At 40.3% G+C, this 19,354-nt stretch carries 16 protein-coding genes; 1 reads left to right on the top strand and 15 read right to left on the bottom strand.

The window, feature by feature from the left end; translation table 11 throughout:
* Positions 1 to 443: 443 nt before the first annotated feature.
* From AAC026_RS15740 to AAC026_RS15755, 4 genes are all read right to left on the bottom strand, one after another.
* The gene (locus tag AAC026_RS15740) at positions 444 to 821 is read right to left on the bottom strand and encodes a type II toxin-antitoxin system VapC family toxin (protein WP_339699976.1); all 378 of its coding nucleotides are present in this window, start codon (positions 819 to 821) and stop codon (positions 444 to 446) included.
* Entirely contained in the window at positions 815 to 1,168 is a 354-nt protein-coding gene (locus AAC026_RS15745) for a helix-turn-helix transcriptional regulator (RefSeq protein WP_339699979.1), read from the bottom strand. Before AAC026_RS15745 ends, AAC026_RS15740 begins: the two co-directional genes overlap by 7 nt.
* Positions 1,169 to 1,260: 92 nt before the next feature.
* On the bottom strand, positions 1,261 to 1,989 hold the full coding sequence (locus AAC026_RS15750) for a response regulator (RefSeq protein ID WP_339699982.1): 729 nt from the start codon (positions 1,987 to 1,989) through the stop codon (positions 1,261 to 1,263).
* Between the two features lie 2 nt (positions 1,990 to 1,991).
* Positions 1,992 to 4,046, bottom strand: coding sequence for a sensor histidine kinase (locus AAC026_RS15755; RefSeq protein WP_339699985.1), 2,055 nt, complete (start codon positions 4,044 to 4,046; stop codon positions 1,992 to 1,994).
* A 436-nt stretch (positions 4,047 to 4,482) separates the two neighbouring features.
* On the opposite strand from AAC026_RS15755, the gene AAC026_RS15760 reads away from it, so the two are divergent.
* Positions 4,483 to 5,766 carry a DUF3472 domain-containing protein gene (locus AAC026_RS15760; protein WP_339699988.1) on the top strand — a complete coding sequence of 428 codons (1,284 nt, stop codon included), beginning with the start codon at positions 4,483 to 4,485 and terminating at the stop codon, positions 5,764 to 5,766.
* A 23-nt stretch (positions 5,767 to 5,789) separates the two neighbouring features.
* Here AAC026_RS15760 and AAC026_RS15765 read toward each other — a convergent pair whose 3' ends face one another.
* The 11 genes from AAC026_RS15765 to murI all read right to left on the bottom strand — a co-directional run bounded on the left by AAC026_RS15765 (position 5,790) and on the right by murI (position 19,047).
* On the bottom strand, positions 5,790 to 7,682 hold the full coding sequence (locus AAC026_RS15765; protein WP_339699991.1) for an amidophosphoribosyltransferase: 1,893 nt from the start codon (positions 7,680 to 7,682) through the stop codon (positions 5,790 to 5,792).
* A gap of 9 nt (positions 7,683 to 7,691) precedes the next feature.
* Entirely contained in the window at positions 7,692 to 9,203 is a 1,512-nt protein-coding gene (locus AAC026_RS15770) for an NADH-quinone oxidoreductase subunit N (RefSeq protein WP_339699994.1), read from the bottom strand.
* Positions 9,200 to 10,915 (bottom strand): NADH-quinone oxidoreductase subunit M, encoded by a 1,716-nt coding sequence (locus tag AAC026_RS15775; protein ID WP_339699996.1) that lies wholly within the window; start codon positions 10,913 to 10,915, stop codon positions 9,200 to 9,202. The genes AAC026_RS15770 and AAC026_RS15775 overlap by 4 nt, the downstream gene beginning before the upstream one ends.
* Before the next feature lie 4 nt (positions 10,916 to 10,919).
* Positions 10,920 to 13,049 (bottom strand): NADH-quinone oxidoreductase subunit L, encoded by a 2,130-nt coding sequence (gene nuoL, locus AAC026_RS15780; RefSeq protein WP_339699998.1) that lies wholly within the window; start codon positions 13,047 to 13,049, stop codon positions 10,920 to 10,922.
* Between the two features lie 5 nt (positions 13,050 to 13,054).
* Positions 13,055 to 13,357 carry an NADH-quinone oxidoreductase subunit NuoK gene (gene nuoK, locus AAC026_RS15785; RefSeq protein ID WP_339700000.1) on the bottom strand — a complete coding sequence of 101 codons (303 nt, stop codon included), beginning with the start codon at positions 13,355 to 13,357 and terminating at the stop codon, positions 13,055 to 13,057.
* Entirely contained in the window at positions 13,347 to 13,874 is a 528-nt protein-coding gene (locus tag AAC026_RS15790; RefSeq protein WP_339700002.1) for an NADH-quinone oxidoreductase subunit J, read from the bottom strand. The genes nuoK and AAC026_RS15790 overlap by 11 nt, the downstream gene beginning before the upstream one ends.
* A 3-nt stretch (positions 13,875 to 13,877) precedes the next feature.
* The gene (locus AAC026_RS15795) at positions 13,878 to 14,909 is read right to left on the bottom strand and encodes a 4Fe-4S dicluster domain-containing protein (RefSeq protein ID WP_339700004.1); all 1,032 of its coding nucleotides are present in this window, start codon (positions 14,907 to 14,909) and stop codon (positions 13,878 to 13,880) included.
* Entirely contained in the window at positions 14,906 to 16,003 is a 1,098-nt protein-coding gene (locus tag AAC026_RS15800) for a complex I subunit 1 family protein (protein ID WP_339700006.1), read from the bottom strand. Before AAC026_RS15800 ends, AAC026_RS15795 begins: the two co-directional genes overlap by 4 nt.
* 280 nt (positions 16,004 to 16,283) lie before the next feature.
* Complete coding sequence (locus AAC026_RS15805; protein WP_339700007.1) at positions 16,284 to 17,555, bottom strand: hypothetical protein; 1,272 nt, start codon at positions 17,553 to 17,555, stop codon at positions 16,284 to 16,286.
* On the bottom strand, positions 17,552 to 17,797 hold the full coding sequence (locus AAC026_RS15810) for a hypothetical protein (protein ID WP_339700009.1): 246 nt from the start codon (positions 17,795 to 17,797) through the stop codon (positions 17,552 to 17,554). The genes AAC026_RS15805 and AAC026_RS15810 overlap by 4 nt, the downstream gene beginning before the upstream one ends.
* Before the next feature lie 440 nt (positions 17,798 to 18,237).
* Positions 18,238 to 19,047 carry a glutamate racemase gene (gene murI, locus AAC026_RS15815; protein ID WP_339700011.1) on the bottom strand — a complete coding sequence of 270 codons (810 nt, stop codon included), beginning with the start codon at positions 19,045 to 19,047 and terminating at the stop codon, positions 18,238 to 18,240.
* Between the last annotated feature and the right edge of the window lie 307 nt (positions 19,048 to 19,354).

Below are 19,354 nucleotides of genomic sequence, written 5' to 3' on the forward strand. Positions count from 1 at the left end.
TTCTGAAAGAGTGGATGGCTGTTAAAACCTCTTTGCCCAATTGATGTAGGAAGAGGAGAATCTCTTCTTCGCCTAGAAAGGGAAGGAAATCTTCTAAAGAAATCTATTTGGTGAATATTAGCTCACGTACCCAATAAATAGGCACATGTGCGGTATATCAATGTTGAGGTTCCCTGATGGGAATGTGATGTTAGTGAAGTGCAGGCTTAGAAACCTAAAATTGTTCTGAAGGGGTGGTTTTTTGTTCTGAAACCTTCCAGTGTCAGTCATGCTAAACTTGTTTCAGCATCTCAATGTAGAGACCCTGAAACAAGTCCAGGGTGGCGTGCTAAATAGGTGTTACTCTACTCAGGTTTTCTTTAGCGCGCGGTCATGGTAGTTCATTGGTTTGGCCACTTAGAATAGTCAAAGAGCGTTACTTTGGTTTACCTCAGAATATTCAGTTAAGGGATTACACTGATGACATCCAGCTCAGGTATCCTCAAAAATTGTTGATCAGCCGTTAGCAATCGGCAATTGAGGTAAACGGCTGTGGCAGCTATGATGGAATCAGGCAACTTCAAACCATAAAGCTTTCTGATTCTTTTAGTTTCTCTTTTAACGTCATCGTTTAGACCAATAACATTCATATCACTAATGAAGGAGTTAATCACAAACTCTTCTTTGGGAGTAATTTTGGGGAAACTCAATAGTTCAAGTTCAGATATTACAGACAGAAATGTATAGCGGCCATGCACATTCTCTGCCAATTCACGATTTCCATTTAGAATATAGATGATGACATTGGTATCGACTAAAACACGGTCTTCATAATTTACCATTCACCCCTCCATTTTCTTTGAAGCTCAAGACCATCTTTCTTTATGCCTAGTAAGCCACAGTATTGAAACGCATCTAATTTTTTCAATGGTTTTGGGGGGGCTGAAACTTCTCCATAAACAGATTCAGGTTCATTAATAGTCAAAGACTTCATTTGTACTGAATAAAAAATAGATGATTCAGCCAAATCAAGCGAATCGGCAATTCTCTGCTTAACGGAAGATTCAAGTATGTCTTTACCTAGCCAAAGGGTGATAGTGTTTGGGTGAACCGCCAACCTTTCAGCCAGTTCCTTTTTCTTGATGCCCAACTCTTTCAACTTCTGCTCTAATTGTTTTCCGTGACTCATTCTTCTAAAGTTGAGAATAAAACCAACGCAATCACAGTGATTTCACAATGATTTAAAAGAAATATTTGAAATTTTGTTGGTCTGACCAATGGCTATTCAACCCGAATTTTCTTCAGTAGGTCGTCTCGGTAGTTTTTGCCTATGGGTATTTGTTCTCCATCAATCATCACATAAGCTGAATTAATAGCATCCATGTGATCTACATTGATGGTAAAACTACGATGGGTGCGATAAAAGTTTTTCGGAAGTCTTTCTGAAAAATCTGTTAGACTACCTCGTATCAAGTGTTTTTGACCATCCGTTGTGTATACTTCTATATACACATGGTCACTCTTTAGGTAGCGAATATTTTCAAGCTTAATTTTATGAAACAGATTCTTCTCTTTCACAAAAATGGCATCCTTAATCAGTAAATCTTCATCAATACTTTTCTTGCTTCCCTTACTCTCTGCGTAATTATGAAGTGCTATTTCTACAGAAGTATAGAGGTCATCTTTTTTAAAGGGCTTGACCAAATAAGCAGGCGGGCTTAATTTTTTCACCCTTTCAATGGTTCCCGCATCGGCATTGGAAGTGAGAAAGATAAAAGGAAAATCGTACTGCTCTTTGATAGTCCATGCTAAATCTACCCCATCCTTTTTACCGCCCAACTGAATATCTAAAATGGCCATGTCTGGGCGCTCAGCCTCAATGGTCTCCAAAGCCTCTTCATAATTGATAGCAGGCTCTAAAACTTCATAGCCTAGATCTTCTAGTATCAAGCAGATGTTATCCGCTATCACCATTTCATCTTCTACTACGAGTATTTTTACTTTGCTCATTTTTAGATTGCCTTGCGCTGTAAGGTGTCGGTGAAGTTAATAACAAATTTTGCCCCCCCAATATTCGAATACTCTACATTTCCATAAAGCTGCTTTGCCAATCTTCTTACCAATCGCAAACCAAGGCTTTTGGCTTTCTGAAAATCAAACGAATCGGGCAAACCACCACCATTATCTTCAACTATCAATTGGTGTTTACCTTCACCCAATGAATGAATGGAAACGGAAAGGGCTCCTTGTTCTTCGCCACGGAAGGCATATTTATAAGCATTTGAGATCAATTCGTTCAAAATTAAGCCAAGCGGAATTGCCGTATCGATATCAAAATCGGATGCTCCTTTCCCATTCACTACAGTTTTCACATCAGACTGCTTATTATAAATAGTGCTCAATTCTCCAATCAACACATTTGCATAATCTTCAAAATTGATCGTGGCCAAATTCTCATTTTGATAAAGTTTTTGGTGAATCAGGGCCATGGCCTTCACCCTATTTTGACCTTCCATAAAAGTAGAAAGCGTTCCTTCATCTTCTATACCTCTCGACTGCAAATCGAGGAGACTGGAAACTACTTGCAGGTTATTCTTTACTCTGTGGTGAATTTCCTTGAGCAATAACTCCTTTTCCCTTAGCGACTTTTGCACGATGGCATTGGCCTTTTTGAGCTTCAATCTATTGCGTTGAATAATCAGCGAAATGGAAACAATCAAGATTAACACCAGCAAAGCACCAGCAATTAAGTATCGTTGCTGTTTGAGTTGGGCGGTTTGTCTCTTCTGAGTTTCCTGAAGCAGCGTATTCTCACCTTCAATTCTTTCCGTCTCAAACTCAGTGGTCATTCTTGCAATGGCATCTGCTTTGGCCTGATCATTAATTTCTTCTGAAAGTCGTTTAGCAATTTGGCTATACTTGAAAGCTTCTTCAAACCTTCCAATTTTTGAGTTAACCGTTGCCAACAATTCGGCTATGCCCAATTTCACATTTCCGGCATTAACGCTATCAGCTAAATGCCAGCCTCTTTCAGCATAGGGAAGTGCTTCTCTGTAAAGCTTGTTTTTTTCATTTGTTAAATCGAAATAGACGGAATCAGCTAACAGTAGCTTTGCTTCAACCAAAGTGCCCAATACATCTCCTGTTGACGAAGGGGCATAACCTTCTGGAATCGTCTTCACTGCTTCTAATGCATACTCATGATACTTCCTGTAATTACCTCTTTGCTTTTCAATCCACGCCACATTATTGTAATAGTCAACCTTAGAGAAGCCTAGCTTTTCCTGATAACTCCAGGCATCCGTAAACGATTGGAAAGCACCATCAAGACTGTCTTGCTTTATGAGCACTTGGCCAATATTAGTGTAAGTGAGTGCTATACCCCGCGTATGATCTATGAGCTTAAGCTTAGCCTGCGAGGCTCTCATATATTCTTTAGCCTTCTCGTACTCGCCTTGCTCCTTGAGTACGAGGCCATAATTAAGATAAGGAGCGTAGATTTTGGCGGTATCCCCCGTTGACTTACTATATCTTATGGCTCCTAAAAGACGCTCTGCAGCTTTATCTAAATGTCTGAGATAGAAACTATTTAAGCCTGAAGAACTATAACTCGTGGCCATATGATAGTCGGTTCCATTTGCCAGATTTCTTTCAATGATTTGATCGAAATGGTACACAGCACTATCGTACATAGAGAAATTACTGTAATGGGTTGCTAAGTTATTTTCTGCATTGGCTAGGTCTTCTAACAAGCCCTCCTCTTGATAAATAAACATCGCCATTTTTAGATTCTTGATCAGTTGATCTCTATCTCTTTTAGCCAAGTAATAGGCAAAACCCATATTTTCTAGAACAAGCCCTTCAAACCTTGGAAATTCTTTTAAACTTGAAGAGCGAGATAATTGTAGTGCCCTTTGATAATAAAATAGTGCGGAATCGAAGTCAGTATTTTCAAAAGCCATCCCCAACCCAATATCAATTCTTACGGAAGTTGTATCATGGTTTGCGACAAGCCTAGCTTCTATAAGTGAGTCTATCTTTGTCTGAGCGCTAACAACTGGACACATCAACAAAATGCTTATACAAAAAATGAATCTAATATAAGCCAAGGTGAAATTTCGCATTGATCTAGCGGACTAATTAAGGTTTGTTGAGCAGACTAAAATACAACTCATTTCTGAAAATGAAGCCTTTTCTTTTATAACCCACTACTAAAGCCTAATCGTCAAACATACACTAACACACGCTCACTTTTGGATTTTCTCTCAGGTATCTTTACTACTCTGCCGAGCAAACATAAACATTGTAATTATTCAGCTATCTAAAATAAAAATAGACATAAGGCACACCAGAAATAGGTTACCAATCTTTTCCCATTTTATCAATCTAGCTCTCAATCATTCATGATAAATGGTATTAGCAAGATTGATATTTACCATAAACATCAAACTCATTTTTCCATAATGTATCAATCGCTATTTTAGAATCTAAAACTATATTCTGATGCATAAATTGGCCTTACTATTTCTTATTTTTGCTGTTCTCGGCTGTACTAACAAAGCCAAAAAATTCACCCCCGAAGAGCTTCCTATTATAATTCTTACCAAAGGAAACACTTGGATTGAAGGAATGGATTCAAAGCAAGATCGTAATCTATTGGACAACGGAGTAAAGGATTGGACCCCAAATGAAGCAACCGCTAAAACCTACTTTTATACTGCCGAAATAGGCGAAATCAAAATCGGTATGTTAGCAAAAGCTGATAAGCCCAGTACACTAAAGGTAAATTTTAATGGTAAATCTCAAAGTGTAAAAATCTCCAATACTGAACTCGAACTGGTCTCAATTGGCAGTTTTAATATCGAAAACTCAGGTTATCATACGCTCGAAATCACTGGAGAAGACAATGCTGCATCTGTAGATATTTCAGAAATAATGATTGGAGGGGCTGCCACCGAAGGTAAGGTCTATTTCGCCAAAGATGATTTCTATTGGGGCAGAAGGGGGCCATCTGTTCATCTGACTTATCAATTGCCAGAAGAAGCTTCAGATGTTCTTTATTTCTATAATGAAATTAATGTACCCGAAGGCGAAGATGTATTGGGCAGTTATTTTATGGCCAACGGATTTGCAGAAGGCTATTTTGGAATACAGGTAAATGGTGCTGATGAAAGAAGAATTCTCTTCTCAGTTTGGAGTCCGTTCAAAACTGATAACCCGAAAGACATTCCTGAAGACCAACAGATCAAAATGCTGAAAAAAGGCGAAGGTGTTTATACAGGTGAGTTTGGTAATGAAGGTTCTGGCGGACAGAGTTACCGCAAATACATGTGGAAGACTGGAACGAGCTATCGCTTTCTTTTAAAAGCAGAACCAGCAGGAAATAACAATACGGACTACACTGCCTATTTCTTTGCTCCTGAAATTGCTAAGTGGGAATTGATTGCTTCTTTCAGAAGGCCCAAAACCAATACTTATGTAAAAAGGCCTCATTCATTCTTAGAGAACTTCCACACCGAAACGGGCAATCAAACGCGCAAAGGACTCTACTCAAACCAATGGGTGTGCGACACCAAAGGCAATTGGTATGAAATGACAACGGCAAAATTTACCGCTGATGCTACGGCCAGAAAAGAATCCAGAATGGACTATGCTGGTGGAGCGGAAGGTACTTCCTTCTTTATGCAAAACTGTGGTTTCTTTACGGGCTGGACAACCGTTGACAGCATGATTGACCGTGAACCATTGGGCCTTGCTCCTAATATTGATTTTAGCTTACTGCCTTAAAAATTAAGGTATAAAAAAAGGGCTTAATAAGCCCTTCCCTCTTTTCCTTCGTAGAAATTCATAAATGATTTATTCACAACCCGATGACCACCTGGCGTTGGGTAATTACCAGTGAAATACCAGTCGCCAGCATTATTAGGGCAAGCCTTATGTAAGTTTTCAACGGTTTGATAGACCACTTCCAATTCAGCCTTCATGCCTTTAGGGCGAACAATCTCAGTGATCTTAGCTGAAATTTCATCATCAGTAAATTGATCGTATAAGCTCTGAGCGTAGTTAATCTGATCTGCCGTATTGATATTTTTGGAAGCTAATTCATATGCCTTTTGAAGTTCCTTATGGTCTTTACCATACTTTTCCTCCAACAAAAGAAGCATGGCTCTAAAAGCCACAAACTCCTTCATTTTCGACATATCTATTCCGTAGCAGTCTGGGTAACGAATTTGAGGTGCTGACGAAACAATAACAATCTTTTTAGGCTCAAGTAAATCGAGCATTTTTAATATGCTTTTCTCCAACGTAGTTCCCCTAACAATCGAATCATCTACCACAACAATCGTATCGACATTCTTCCTAATTACCTCATAGGTAGTATCATAAACGCTGGCTACCAACTGATCTCGGCTTTCATCACTCGCGATAAAAGTTCTCAGTTTAGCATCCTTAATCACCAATTTTTCTACTCTCGGCTGAAAGCTTAAAAGTTCTTCAACATCGTCAATATGCGGTTTTCCGTCAATAATAATGTCCTTCCTTTTACGAAGAAGATATTGATCTACTCCTTGCATCATACCTAGGAAAGAAATTTCGGCAGTATTAGGGATGTATGAGAAAACTGTATTTTTCAGGTCGAAGTTAACGGCCTTTAATATTTGAGGAATTAATAACTTGCCAAGTTCCTTTCTTTCGCGATAAATATCTGGATCGGTACCTTTTGAGAAATATATCCTTTCAAATGAACAAGCCTTAAGTTCACGCTTCTTCATAATCGGCACTTCATCCCATTCACCATCCTTGTGCACAATCAGTGCATGGCCCGGTTCCACTTCAGAAATGTCGGAATAGTTTACGTTGAAAGCCGCTTTAATTGCCTGCTTTTCAGAGGCCACCACGATCACTTCATCATCAATGTACTTGAAGGCTGGACGAATTCCATTTGGATCACGTACCACAAAAGATGCTCCGTGCCCCAACAAACCAACCATGGCGTAACCACCATCAAAATCTTTGAACGAACGTTTCAGCACGCGCTGAATATTCAATTCATTTTCTATAATCTCGGTAATTTCAGCGTTGCTCTTTTTCTTTTTGTACTTATCGAAAATGCGCTGATTTTCCTCGTCCATAAAGTGACCGATTTTTTCCATTACAGTAACGGTATCGGTTTTTTCTTTGGGGTGCTGGCCGAGGCTGACAAGTAGGTCGAAGAGCTCGTCTACGTTTGTCATATTGAAGTTACCTGCCATTACAAGGTTACGGCTTCTCCAATTATTCTGTCTTAAAAACGGATGGCAACTTTCAATGCTGTTTTTGCCATGCGTTCCGTACCTAAGATGCCCCAACCAAAGCTCTCCTGTAAAGCCCATGTTGTTTTTTAGCCACTGTGCATCTTTAGGGTTATAGCCTTCCTTTTTCTGCGCCTTTTCGAATTTCTTGGTGATTTTTCCGAAAATGTTCGTGATCGGTTGCTGACCAATGGTTCGGTAACGGCTTATATATCGAATTCCTGGATCTACCCCAAGCTTGATGTTAGCAACTCCAACCCCGTCTTGACCACGGTTGGCTTGTTTTTGCATCATGATGTAAAGCTTGCTTATGGCGTAGGTGGCTGAGCCATACTTATCGATATAGTATTGGAGGGGTTTTCTGAGACGGATTTTAGCAATCCCGCACTCGTGTTTAATCTGTTCGCTCATTTAGTCGATTCAAAGGGCAAAGTTAATACTATTCAAAACGTTCAACAACCAATCTGATTTAAAGAATAACAATAACAGGGGCAAAACTAAAATAGTGCCCAAAATTTTGTCGGTCAAATTGCCAGTTCGCTCGCCCAAAACTTCTTTACCACTTTTGAAAAACATATAATAAGGTATTTTCAGGTAGAAGAATAACGAAACCACGGTATTCAACAAGCCGAAAATAAAAACCCAAAGTAAAATATTAGAACCTTCAATTTGCCATGCTTCCCAAAGGCTAGAAAAAACATAAAGCTTCGCATTAAAACCTGCCATAGGCGGAAGTCCTGTCAGCGAAATCATGACTATAAGAAGTAAAGCGCCTAAATACGGCACGGTCAACCCCATTCCTTTAAATACATCAAAAGAAGTTTTACCCTCATTGTTTTCGAATAATTGTACCAAGTAGAAAGCCCCGAAATTCATCAACAAATAAATACTTCCATAGAATAAAGCTGAAGTTGCTCCACTTTCAGAAAAAGCTAAAATCCCCACCAAGAGAAAGCCTGCGTGGGCAATGGAAGAATAAGCCAACATTCGTTTTACATCTTTTTGCCAGAGGGCTGAAAAATTACCCACCGTCATGCTGGCAATGGCAATAATACCTAACCATAACTGCCAATCGATTATGGCTACATCAAGGTTTGCCACAAAGCGGAACAAAATGGCCAAAGCCGCAAGTTTTGGTAACGAAGAGAAAATAGCCACAATAGGTGTTGGGCTGGCCTCATATACATCGGGTGACCAAATATGAAAAGGAAAAGCGCCTAATTTGAAAACGAAACCTCCAATGGTCATGATCAAAGCCAAGGAAAGCGGAAATACTGCCACTTGAGAAATACCTTCTGCAAAGGTATTTGAAGTAAAATCTAATGTACCAGTAAAACCATAGAGCCAGCTCATTCCGTAAATCATTACGGCAGAAGCCACAGCGCCAAACAGCAAATATTTCATGGCTGCTTCAGAATTTCTTTTGCTTTTAAAAAGCCCCGTAAGCACGTAAGAACAAATAGACACCAGTTCAATGGCCACATACACCATTAAAAAGTTAATGGACATGGTCATCAAGAAAGTGCCCAAAACCAAACCGAAGAACAACAATAGCGTTTCGCTTGATTTAAAAAACTTCTCTTTCTGCTTAGAGCGAAGCATCATCACTAAACCGATCAATCCACCAATACTGAAAAGTGCTTTTAGGTAAATGGCTGCTCCATCCAAACGGATCATTCCTCCCATAAGGGTTCTATCTCCTCCGACATTTCCCCAATCAGCAATAAGTAAAGCCAAGGAGAAAGCCAGACCCGCAAAAGCAATGGCAGCCAAGCCAACAGACTTATTTTCTTTGAAAATTAGATCGTAAATCAACAAAAGCACTGCTGTGATGACCAAAGTAATTTCTGGCGCTAACCAAGCAATATCAGCCGAAATGCCTTGAATTTGCTCCTTCAGCCCGAGTGCCATATTGGATTGAAGCAACATCATTCAACCGAAAGGATTAAAAGTTGTGTAAAGCCTTCCACTGAATTATTGATGAGATCGAGCAAAGTGGCTGGGTAAATGCCGAACCAAATGATCAGTATTACCAATGGAACCAACATCACATACTCTCTGGCGTTTAAGTCCACCAAAGCCTCTCTCCAAGCCTTGTCTTTCACCCAAAACTTGCCAAAAAACATACGCTGAAGTGTCCACAAATAATAGCCTGCGCCTAATACTAAACCTAAAGTAGCCACTACTGGCATCCAATATGGAATGGCGCCAATTACAGTTGAAGATTTAAACGCTCCGATAAACACCATCAGTTCGGCAATAAAGCCTGAGAAGCCCGGCAAGCCCAATGAGGCAAAGAAAGCGATGGTAATCAGAATAGTGAATTTCGGCATTTTAGAAGCCAAGCCGCCATAGTTTTCGATTCCACGGTCATGGGTTCTGTCGTATAAAACGCCCACCAAAAGGAAGAGCATACTTGAAATTAATCCATGACTGAACATTTGATAAATCGCGCCAGTGACACCCTCCACTGTCATGGCGGCTAAACCTAGTAGCACAAAGCCCATGTGAGAAACGGAACTGTAAGCGATCAATCGCTTTAAATCTTTTTGTGCAAGAGCGTTCATCGCGCCATACAATATGGAGAACAAGCCAAAGAAGCCGATCAGCCACGAATAATGAAATGCACTATCAGGGAAAAAACTAAAGGCCGTTCGGATGATTCCGTAACCGCCAATTTTCAATAGAATTCCCGCCAGCACTACAGAAACTGCGGTTGGTGCTTCTACGTGTGCATCGGGTAGCCAAGTGTGGAATGGAAAAGCCGGAAGCTTAATCGCAAAACCAATCAACAAGGCTAAAAATGCCATCCATCGGGCAGATTGGCCGAAAATTTCACCATAACTGTTCTTACCTAAAAAGGAATCAGGCAGGTAGTTAGCGTCATCCGCCATAGAAATCATGTTGAATGACTTCACAATATTTCCACTTTCCATTTGCCCCGATTGCACCGCAAACTGGATACTGCTGATCATGTCCAGAGAAGCCTCAGAAACATGCTCAATCACTCCCGCTTCCATACCGGTTTTTACTGGATCGTAAACCGAATTGTACAGCCCAATCATAACGATCAGGATTAAGATGGAACCGACTAGCGTATAAAGGAAAAATTTAATGGCAGCGTATTCTCTTTTTGACCCACCCCAAATTCCGATAAGGAAATACATGGGCAAAAGCATAAATTCGAAAAAGAGGTAGAAGAGGAAGAAATCGAGGGCAACAAAACAACCTAAAACCGAAGTAGAAAGTAGCAAGTACAACCCAAAATAACCCTTCTGTTTTTGCTTAATTCCGAAGGAAGAAATAGCTCCTATAAAAAGCACAATGGCTGCCAGAAGCAGTAAAGAAAGGTTCAATCCATCTACCCCTACAAAATAATCGACAGAGAATTTGCCAAGCGAACCCAGTTCGACTGAAAACCATTCGGCTTTATCCACCAGCTGAAGCTGGCTTTCTGAATTGGTAAGTCCTTCTACAGAAGCATCGAAACTAGTAACTGCCAATACGGATAGTACAAGCGTAACGCCCAATGCGCCAAGAGCGACCCATTTGAAACTACTGGTTTTAGACTGTGGTAAAAATAAGACCACAAGTGCGCCAAGCAGCGGGGTAAATATGATATAGGTTAAAAGATTTTCTATCATTTCACTAAAATAGAAGCCAGATTAACATGAGAATTAAAAAGGCCAAAGCAGCCATAATATATGCTTGTAGATTGCCCGACTGCACCGAACGCGTCAGTTGCCCAACGCGCCCTGTTGTATAAGTCGTCAAATGTACGAATCCATCAATGATATTCCTGTCGAACCAAGCAATGAGGTGAGCGAACACCACCTGAAACTTGGCGATAAAGTTGATGAAACCGTCCAAAATCACGCGGTCGAACCAAGCAATTCGATTCGCCTTCCACAATATAAATTTCAATATAATTTTTTCGTAAAGTGCATTCTGGTACCAGTGGTAAAATGAAACCTGACCGACTAGCCCAATTGGTTCGCGCTTTTCTGCGAACGAAGCTGAAAATTTTGCTCCTGGTTTGAATAAAAAATAGGCGATGACCAGCCCTGACAATGCCAAACCAATTGAAATGGCCGCCACACGGAAATGCAAATTCTCGAACCATTCATGAGGCAAATCCATAAGGTTAAATGCCGCATAACTTTCGGGCACCAAGAAAATTGGATCTTGAATTAATTGATAGAACCAAGTGTTTTCGGCCTTCATTGTAAAGCCAAAAATCATGCTGATAGAGCCAATGGCCAATAACACCATCGGCAACTTCAAGAACACATTCCCGTCCTTTAAAGGCTTTAGTGTAGCACTCGCTGGAATAAGTTTAGGTAACCTAAAATCACCCGTAAACACTAAGAAGATCATTCTGAAAGTATAGAATGCAGTAATCAACACTGTAGCAAAAGCCAGTACTTCTATAAAATAGAAGCCTCCACCCTTTTCATCAATCCACACTGCGGTGTTCAATAAAATGGCATCTTTTGAAAGGAAACCAGAAAAACCAGGTAAGCCCGCCAATGCCAATGCGCAAATCAAAAAGCAAATGAAGGTCACTGGCATGTACTTCCGAAGCCCACCCATCACGCGCATGTCTTGTGGATCGAAATTGACATCCTTGCCCTCAAGCTGATGCAGTTGGTGAATGATAGTTCCTGCACTTAAGAAAAGTCCAGCCTTAAACATGGCATGTGTTACCAAATGAAAAAGCCCAGCGGTATAAGCGCCCACTCCCATAGCCAAAACCATATAGCCCAATTGTGAAATGGTGCTATAGGCCAAAACTTTTTTAATGTCGAATTGTGAAAAGGCCGCAACTGCAGCCATGAAAGCAGTAATGGCACCTACAACAGCCACAACTTCCAAGGCCTGAGCATCTAAAATCACAAAGATTCGTGCGATCATAAACACACCAGCCGCCACCATGGTAGCCGCGTGAATCAATGCCGAAACTGGTGTTGGGCCTTCCATCGCATCGGGAAGCCAGACTTGTAAGGGGAATTGAGCCGATTTACCTACAGCCCCACAAAACAACGCAATTCCTGCTGCACTGAGCCATCGGCCATCGAGGCTATTTCTGACCAATTCTCCATTTTTAAAGTATTCTGCTACCCAATTTCCATCTTCAATACTGCTGAGTACCGTCAATGATTTTATGCCTTCTAAATCGAAAGTTTGAAACTGGGAATAGAGAATCATCAAACCAGTGATGAAACCTAAATCACCAATGCGGTTCATGATAAAGGCTTTGTTGGCAGCAAGAGAAGCTGATTTCTTTTCGAACCAAAAACCAATAAGCAGGAAAGAAGACAAACCCACCAGTTCCCAAAAAATGAAAATGAAGAGCAAATCGTAAAACAGAATAATGCCCAACATGGAGAAGGTAAACAGGCCAAGCAAACCAAAATAACGGGACTTGTTCTCATCATGGCGCATATATTCCATGGAAAAGAAATGCACCAATACCGAAATGAAATTAACCACCACCAGCATAATCAGCGCCAGTTGGTCGATCAGAAAAGAGTAAGTGAGTTGCGTATCGCCAATACTGAACCAGTTACCGCGAATGGACACTCCCGTAGTGTCCCAATATTGCGAAGCCAGATAAATGGAAATCAAAAGGTTAATTCCCAATAACAGTGTGGCCCAAGCAGGCGCTATTTTCTTTAGGAAAGTAGTAGTGAAAAACGACAGTAACGGAATCGCCATCAAAGCGATGATCCAATAAATCAAAGGGTTAAATTCCGTGGCCGATATGATGTCATTCAAATCAATCATCCTTTCAGCTCATTGATTTTATCCAAATTGGCGGTTTGGAAATGTTGATAGACTTTGATTACGATTGCCAAGGCAACAGCGGCTTCGGCAGCGGCTACGGTAATGACGAAAAGCGCAAAGATCTGGCCTTGCAATTCTATTGCATCAAAACGGCTAAAAGCAACTAAGTTTAAGTTGGCAGCATTCAACATGAGTTCGATGCCAATCAAAACGGCAATGGCATTTTTGCGAGTCACCACAACGGCCAAACCAATACAGAACAAGGCAGCGCCCAACAACAGAATAGTATTAAGTGGCATCGATTCCCTCCTCTCTTGTATTACCTGCAATGCGTACTGCGCCAATTAAAGCCAGCAAAAGCAAAATGCCAATGACTTCGAAAACCAGTACATAATCCGTCATAATTTTCATTCCTAAATCTCGCACACTTGAAGGTGCTGAAGGAGTATTTTTCATCCAGCCCATATTGGCAAAATCTGCCATTTCAATGGCTTTGGCCAAAATATAAAACAGCCCTGCCGAGATTAATATACCAAAGAATTTATTGTACACCTCTGTCTCCACTTTGGCTTGCGACAAGCGATTGGTGAGCATAATGCCAAAAACCATCAATATGAGGACACCACCGACATAGACTAAAATTTGGGTGATAGCCACAAATTCAGCACCGAGTAAAACGAAAATACCCGCCATTCCAATAAAGGTTGCGATCAGCGCAAATGCCGAATACAGAATATTCTTCGACATAAGAATAAACAATGCCGACAGACCCGTAAGTCCTAAAAACGCATAGAATATGATGTTCTCTATTGGCATCCGTTAATCGTTTGTCTCATTTTCATCTTCATCATCCTTTTTCTTCGGCTGGATTTTTGGCCGCATTATCGGACGAGGTTTTGGCTTGGCTTCTTCCGAAGAACCTTCCTCCTCTTTCTTCCTCACATGAATTTTAGGTCGAATGACCACACGCTGCACAGGCTTTTCTTCTGAAGGCTCAGCTTTAGGCCCAGCAGGAATTTTCGGCTTCATCGGGATTTTCGGCCTTGCAGCTTTTGGAGCCTCACCTGCTTTAGCCTCTTCCTTTGAATCCTCTGTTTTCTTGGCCTGAATTTTTGGTTTCATCACCACTTTTGGCCTTACTGGCTTAGGTGCATCATCCTTTTTTTCTTCGGTAGAAGTTGTAGCCGCCTTTGGCTTCATTGGCTTAGGCCTGAAAGCTGGTTTTGCACCTGCGGGTTTTGCGGCCGTTGCTGAAGCTGGCTTACTTTTAGCCAAAGCTGCCATCTTCTCTTTCTCTTCTTCCTTCTTTTTGTTGAACTCTTCTAAAGCCTGCTTTTTCTCCAGAATTTCCAGCGGTGTCATTTCGCCAAAAGCAAAATTATGGTCCGCAAAATCGAAAGCACTGAAATCGTATTCCTTCGTCATGGTGAGACATTCCGTAGGGCAAACGGTAGTACACAAACCACAGAAGCAGCATTTCGCCATATCGATATCGAATTTGGCGGCATGAATCCGTTTTGGTGTGCCATCGGAAGTTTTTCCGATTTCTTCTACCGCCCTTACCGGCTCAATGTCAATACAGTCTACAGGACAAATCTTAGCGCACTTATCGCAGACAATGCAATCTTCAATTTCATTGTGAAGCTTATAGCGCCCATTGTCGGGCACCGGAATAATTTCTTTAGGGTATTGTGTGGCGAAAATTCCGTTCTGTTTCTCGAAGTAATTTTCATCGTCCACATACAATGGATCGCGCTGAGTAGTCGCATCCTTCATGTGCTCAAAAGTAACCTTGAGCCCTTCTTTCAGGGTTTTTGTAGCAATGGCGATATTTTTCCAGTACTTACTCATATCATCAGCAATCTCCACAAAGCACTCACCAAAACCAAAACTATAGCGCCCGGAGTCAGGTATTTCCAGCTTAAATTCATGAGCTGATCTAGCCTTAATCTAGGGTAGGTCCAGCGGATCCAAATCTGCAAACCAACAGTAAACAAAGCCTTCGACACCAACCAAAATGCGCCCCATAAATGTCCTGCAATCGTGCCGGGCTCGCCACTGGTCCAATCGGCCAAGGCCACAGAACCAATATTGGGCAGAGGGGTATTCCAACCACCCCAAAACAGAATTGCTCCTAAAAATGAAATCAAGAGCATCATGCCATATTCTGAAAGCATGATCATGGCCCACCTAAAGCCAGAATATTCTACATGGAAACCAGCAACCAATTCCGACTCTGCAATCGGAATATCAAATGGAGCACGGTTAGCTTCGGCCAAAGAGGCAATGAAAAAGATTAGGTAAGCCAAGAAAAAAAATGGAATTCTGAAAATGTTCCAAGTCAGGAAACCGCCAATGTGAGTGGTTTCAATCCCTAAAGCTTTAATACCGAAAAGGAAGTTCTGAGCATTCGGGTCGATGGCATTGATGAATATTCCTTGCTGATAAACGATCTCTTGTAAGTTGAGGGACTGAGAAACCATGATGACGCAAACCACGGACAGCCCTAAAGGGATTTCATAAGAAATAATTTGGGCCACAGAACGCATGGTGCTTAGCAAGGCATATTTACTGTTGGAACCCCAACCTGCCATCAAAATACCAATCACATCTAACGACACGATGGCCAGCAGATAGAATATTCCCGTTTCAATTTGAGAACCCCCAAAATCTGAAGTGAGCGGGAGCACGGCAAAACCAGCAAATACCGAAGTAAAAATGATGAGTGGCGCTACTTTGAAGATTCTTTTATCAGCCGCTAAGGGAACGATATCTTCCTTTTGGAGCAGTTTAAGCAAATCGGCTACGGTTTGGAGTAAACCATAAGGGCCCGTTTCCATTGGGCCATACCTGTCTTGAATGAATGCAGAGATTTTTCTTTCCGCATACACCGCAAAAATGGTATAGATGAGCACAAAATTTAAAAAGAATAAAAACGCGTACACGATCCGAATTTCCCTTGTTCACTGCAAAGAAAGTATATAATTCGTTAAGTCGAAGTGTAAAGTCTACAAGATGTGTAGGATAAAGTCAGAAAAGGAGAAGGTCGTATTTCACTTATTGAAAATCGGTACTAAATAGAAGTAGTTAAACTTCTTCTTCCTATCAAGCGCTATCTCCTTCTTTATTAAAATCTGGCCATTGACAATTGCATCGTAAAAACCCTGTTGTGTACTTACCAAGGTCTTCTTGTTGGTCTTTAAGTCGATGTGGAATTAGTTGAGCTTACTGACCAATCGGGTTTGGCAGTGTATATTTCATCAAGTAGAATCCCTCAATATCATTAAATCTTTTTTCTACTACCATTCTTTTTTTATCCAGAAAAATGCCTGTTAAATATTCAGGTGGCAGCTTAATCAACTCTTCTTTTCCATTTTTTAGATTGTAAATCAACCAGTATTGATCACGCTTTTGACTAAAACCACCCACCTTACCTTGATTAACTTGATTTCTGGTGGGAAACTTGGGCAAGAAATCCTTCCCCTTTAAAGGCTTCGAAAACTGTACGATAACTAAATCACCCAAGACTTGGAGATTATTGATGTATAAATTGCTCAAAAAATTCTTATACTGATAATATGTCATGTCATAAAATTGATAAGGGGTTTTAAGGAGAAAATTCGATCCATCTTTAATTTTATTCACTTCGGAAAGCACCTTAGGCTTTATCATTTCCTCAATCTCCAAATCCTCATTCAAAACATAAATACCGTCTGAAAACGAAAGCATAAAATAGGTTTTATTCCCAATTATCTGGAACAATGGGTTTGGGTTGAACCAGTACGTTTTACCTTCTTTTAAACTCTCTTTTATTTCAGGTAAACCTTTATTAGGCATAAATGTCTCTGCAGAAACAATTTTCTGTTGATATTCATTGATTTCAAAGCGAGCTAGGACATCGGTGTTTTCATAATAAGATTTGGTAAATGGACTATATATTGTGCTACCTACCGCAAGAGTTAAGTAAAATTTACCCACTTCATTCTTTTCCGTAAAATGAAATGAGGTGAGCGGGAAACGATAGTAATCGGGCAAGGCTTGGAAAAGCTTCAAAGAGTAACGAAAGTTCGCATATTTATCGTAAACAAATAGCATATAAGCGTTTCCACCTGTAAGCACGTATATTCCCCCATCGATGCTCTGCCATCCTGATGCATTGTTGCCAACTGGAATTTCACCCGGACCATTCCCCTTTCGGGTAATATGCCTAGTGAACCTTCCTGTGGTGTCTATAACACCCACATTTAAGCCATTGTATCCCATCAAAAACAATTGATTGTTTAAATATTGTTCTCGATCGAGTTTTGGAATAGAGTTATAAAACAAATCGCCATGAGTATCTATTAAGATACTGTCTTTAGCAATAGGCGACAAGAAATCGGCTTCAAGATTAACTGAATATTCTTCGCTTAAAGATTGTTCCTTTGACCTTTTAGAACAAGAAAAAAAGGGCAGGAAAAATAAAAGTCCTGCCCCAACTAAAATAATACTTTTCACTCTTGCTCTTCTCGACAACCTATTACAAATACGTCAGTACAGTTTGTAAATGCACCCATACACTCGTAAATCCAAGGATCATTCGGGTTTATGGTCATTTTGGTACCGGAAACCGCAACAACTTCTCCCTCACAAGGCGGAGGCGGAGGCGGATCTTGAGACTTAACTTTAAAGGTTAATGCTACTATAAAGAAAGCAACTAACCCTAAAACTGACAATAGACTTTTTAGATTTTTTTTCATAAAATTAACCATTGATTAAAATTTTTTGTTTACTCATTTATATCTCAACAAACCAAATTAAAAATCAACTTACTTAAGTTAAGATTGATGCCATCTTCACTTATGCATTGTATCTGTTAAACACTAGCCTGTCTGAGTAAAATTCAGTAACACTAATTACTTTGAGAAAACCCCTAGGGACAACCACCTTTCAAGAAGATAGAACGAGTGCGCATACCATTTGCAAATGAATAAGGTAATACTGATCAGTTATTACATAATTATATAAAATTAAATCAACAAATATAAAGGGAGCTTTTTTTTCAATTTAATACATACAGCATTTTTATGTATATACAATTCATATACCGCCAATGTTATTAGAACATCTCATGCTATTCTGTGCATAGAATTAGATGCAAAGAAAATGTTTAGTGAAAATAAGAGCAAGAGTATTGTATTCACTCCCACAAAACATGTTTCTCTAATTTAATTTCTTCTTGAAAAAAGAGTTCGGCAGCGGCCTGAAAAGAAGGGGTAAAGTCAGAAACCAAGAACCTGTTCTTTCCTGAACGCTCAGTGGCAAGTAAATCGCTTTCTTGGAGCATACTCCGCAAAGCTCGAGCTACTATGGTGGAAGAGTCAATCACTTCGATTTTATCTTGAAAAAATGCCGACACCTGCTTTTTGATCAAAGGGTAATGTGTACAACCTAAAATCAAGGCTTCTATCCCTTCAAGTTCTTCTCGTCCCAAATACTGATTTATGATTTGTTCCGAAATATCATTCTTGTAGAAGCCTTCTTCTATCATCGGTACTAAAAGCGGTGTTGCTAAAGCTCCAAAGTTAATTTCTGGGTTTTCACTTTTAAGTTTTCGTTCATAAACGCCAGAACCAACGGTTTGCTTTGTTCCTATCAGACCAATGTTAGCGTCATCATTATACTTCTCCGTCACATAAGCTACCACAGGATCAATAACATTCAGTACTTGTGCCTTGCTGCCCACATAAGCTTTAACAAGCTCATAAGCAGCCGCAGAAGCCGAGTTACAAGCGATTAAAATCACCTTACACCCTTGCTGTAATAGTACATCACAAATTTTGACAGAATAAGCTTGAATGGTAGCTGCAGATTTATCGCCATAAGGCAAATGCGCGCTATCACCAAAATAGATGATTTGTTCATTTGGAAGCAGGTTCTTTACGGCATGGGCTACGGTAAGCCCCCCCATTCCACTATCAAAAATTCCTATGGGTTGATTTCTTGTCATGTATAACTACGAAGGTATTTGTTTCGAATAAAAACTTAACGCGGCTGTGCTAAATTATTATTGGCCTTTCTGGTTCAATAAATAACTGCAATTATTCTTCCACTAGTCGTTAAATAATGTGAAAGGCAAGTAGACTGCCAATTGACCTTACTATCTTCGTGAATGCTAGATCGCAGAAAAAACACGAGTATTGAGCAAAAAGTGGGGACACAAAAAAAGTCTCAACTTTCGCTGAGACTTTTAGAAGTGATCTGGCTGGGGCTCGAACCCAGGACCCTCTCCTTAAAAGGGAGATGCTCTACCAACT

This window comes from uncultured Roseivirga sp., assembly GCF_963973945.1.
Taxonomy (GTDB): Bacteria; Bacteroidota; Bacteroidia; order Cytophagales; family Cyclobacteriaceae; genus Roseivirga.

Coding starts and splice junctions, on each gene's coding strand:
- AAC026_RS15740 (WP_339699976.1), bottom strand. CDS start 821: ATGGTAAATTATGAAGACCGTGTTTTAGTCGATACCAATGTCATCATC.
- AAC026_RS15745 (WP_339699979.1), bottom strand. CDS start 1,168: ATGAGTCACGGAAAACAATTAGAGCAGAAGTTGAAAGAGTTGGGCATC.
- AAC026_RS15750 (WP_339699982.1), bottom strand. CDS start 1,989: ATGAGCAAAGTAAAAATACTCGTAGTAGAAGATGAAATGGTGATAGCG.
- AAC026_RS15755 (WP_339699985.1), bottom strand. CDS start 4,046: ATGTGTCCAGTTGTTAGCGCTCAGACAAAGATAGACTCACTTATAGAA.
- AAC026_RS15760 (WP_339699988.1), top strand. CDS start 4,483: ATGCATAAATTGGCCTTACTATTTCTTATTTTTGCTGTTCTCGGCTGT.
- AAC026_RS15765 (WP_339699991.1), bottom strand. CDS start 7,682: ATGAGCGAACAGATTAAACACGAGTGCGGGATTGCTAAAATCCGTCTC.
- AAC026_RS15770 (WP_339699994.1), bottom strand. CDS start 9,203: ATGATGTTGCTTCAATCCAATATGGCACTCGGGCTGAAGGAGCAAATT.
- AAC026_RS15775 (WP_339699996.1), bottom strand. CDS start 10,915: ATGATAGAAAATCTTTTAACCTATATCATATTTACCCCGCTGCTTGGC.
- nuoK (WP_339700000.1), bottom strand. CDS start 13,357: ATGCCACTTAATACTATTCTGTTGTTGGGCGCTGCCTTGTTCTGTATT.
- AAC026_RS15790 (WP_339700002.1), bottom strand. CDS start 13,874: ATGCCAATAGAGAACATCATATTCTATGCGTTTTTAGGACTTACGGGT.
- AAC026_RS15795 (WP_339700004.1), bottom strand. CDS start 14,909: ATGAGTAAGTACTGGAAAAATATCGCCATTGCTACAAAAACCCTGAAA.
- AAC026_RS15810 (WP_339700009.1), bottom strand. CDS start 17,797: ATGAAAAAAAATCTAAAAAGTCTATTGTCAGTTTTAGGGTTAGTTGCT.
- murI (WP_339700011.1), bottom strand. CDS start 19,047: ATGACAAGAAATCAACCCATAGGAATTTTTGATAGTGGAATGGGGGGG.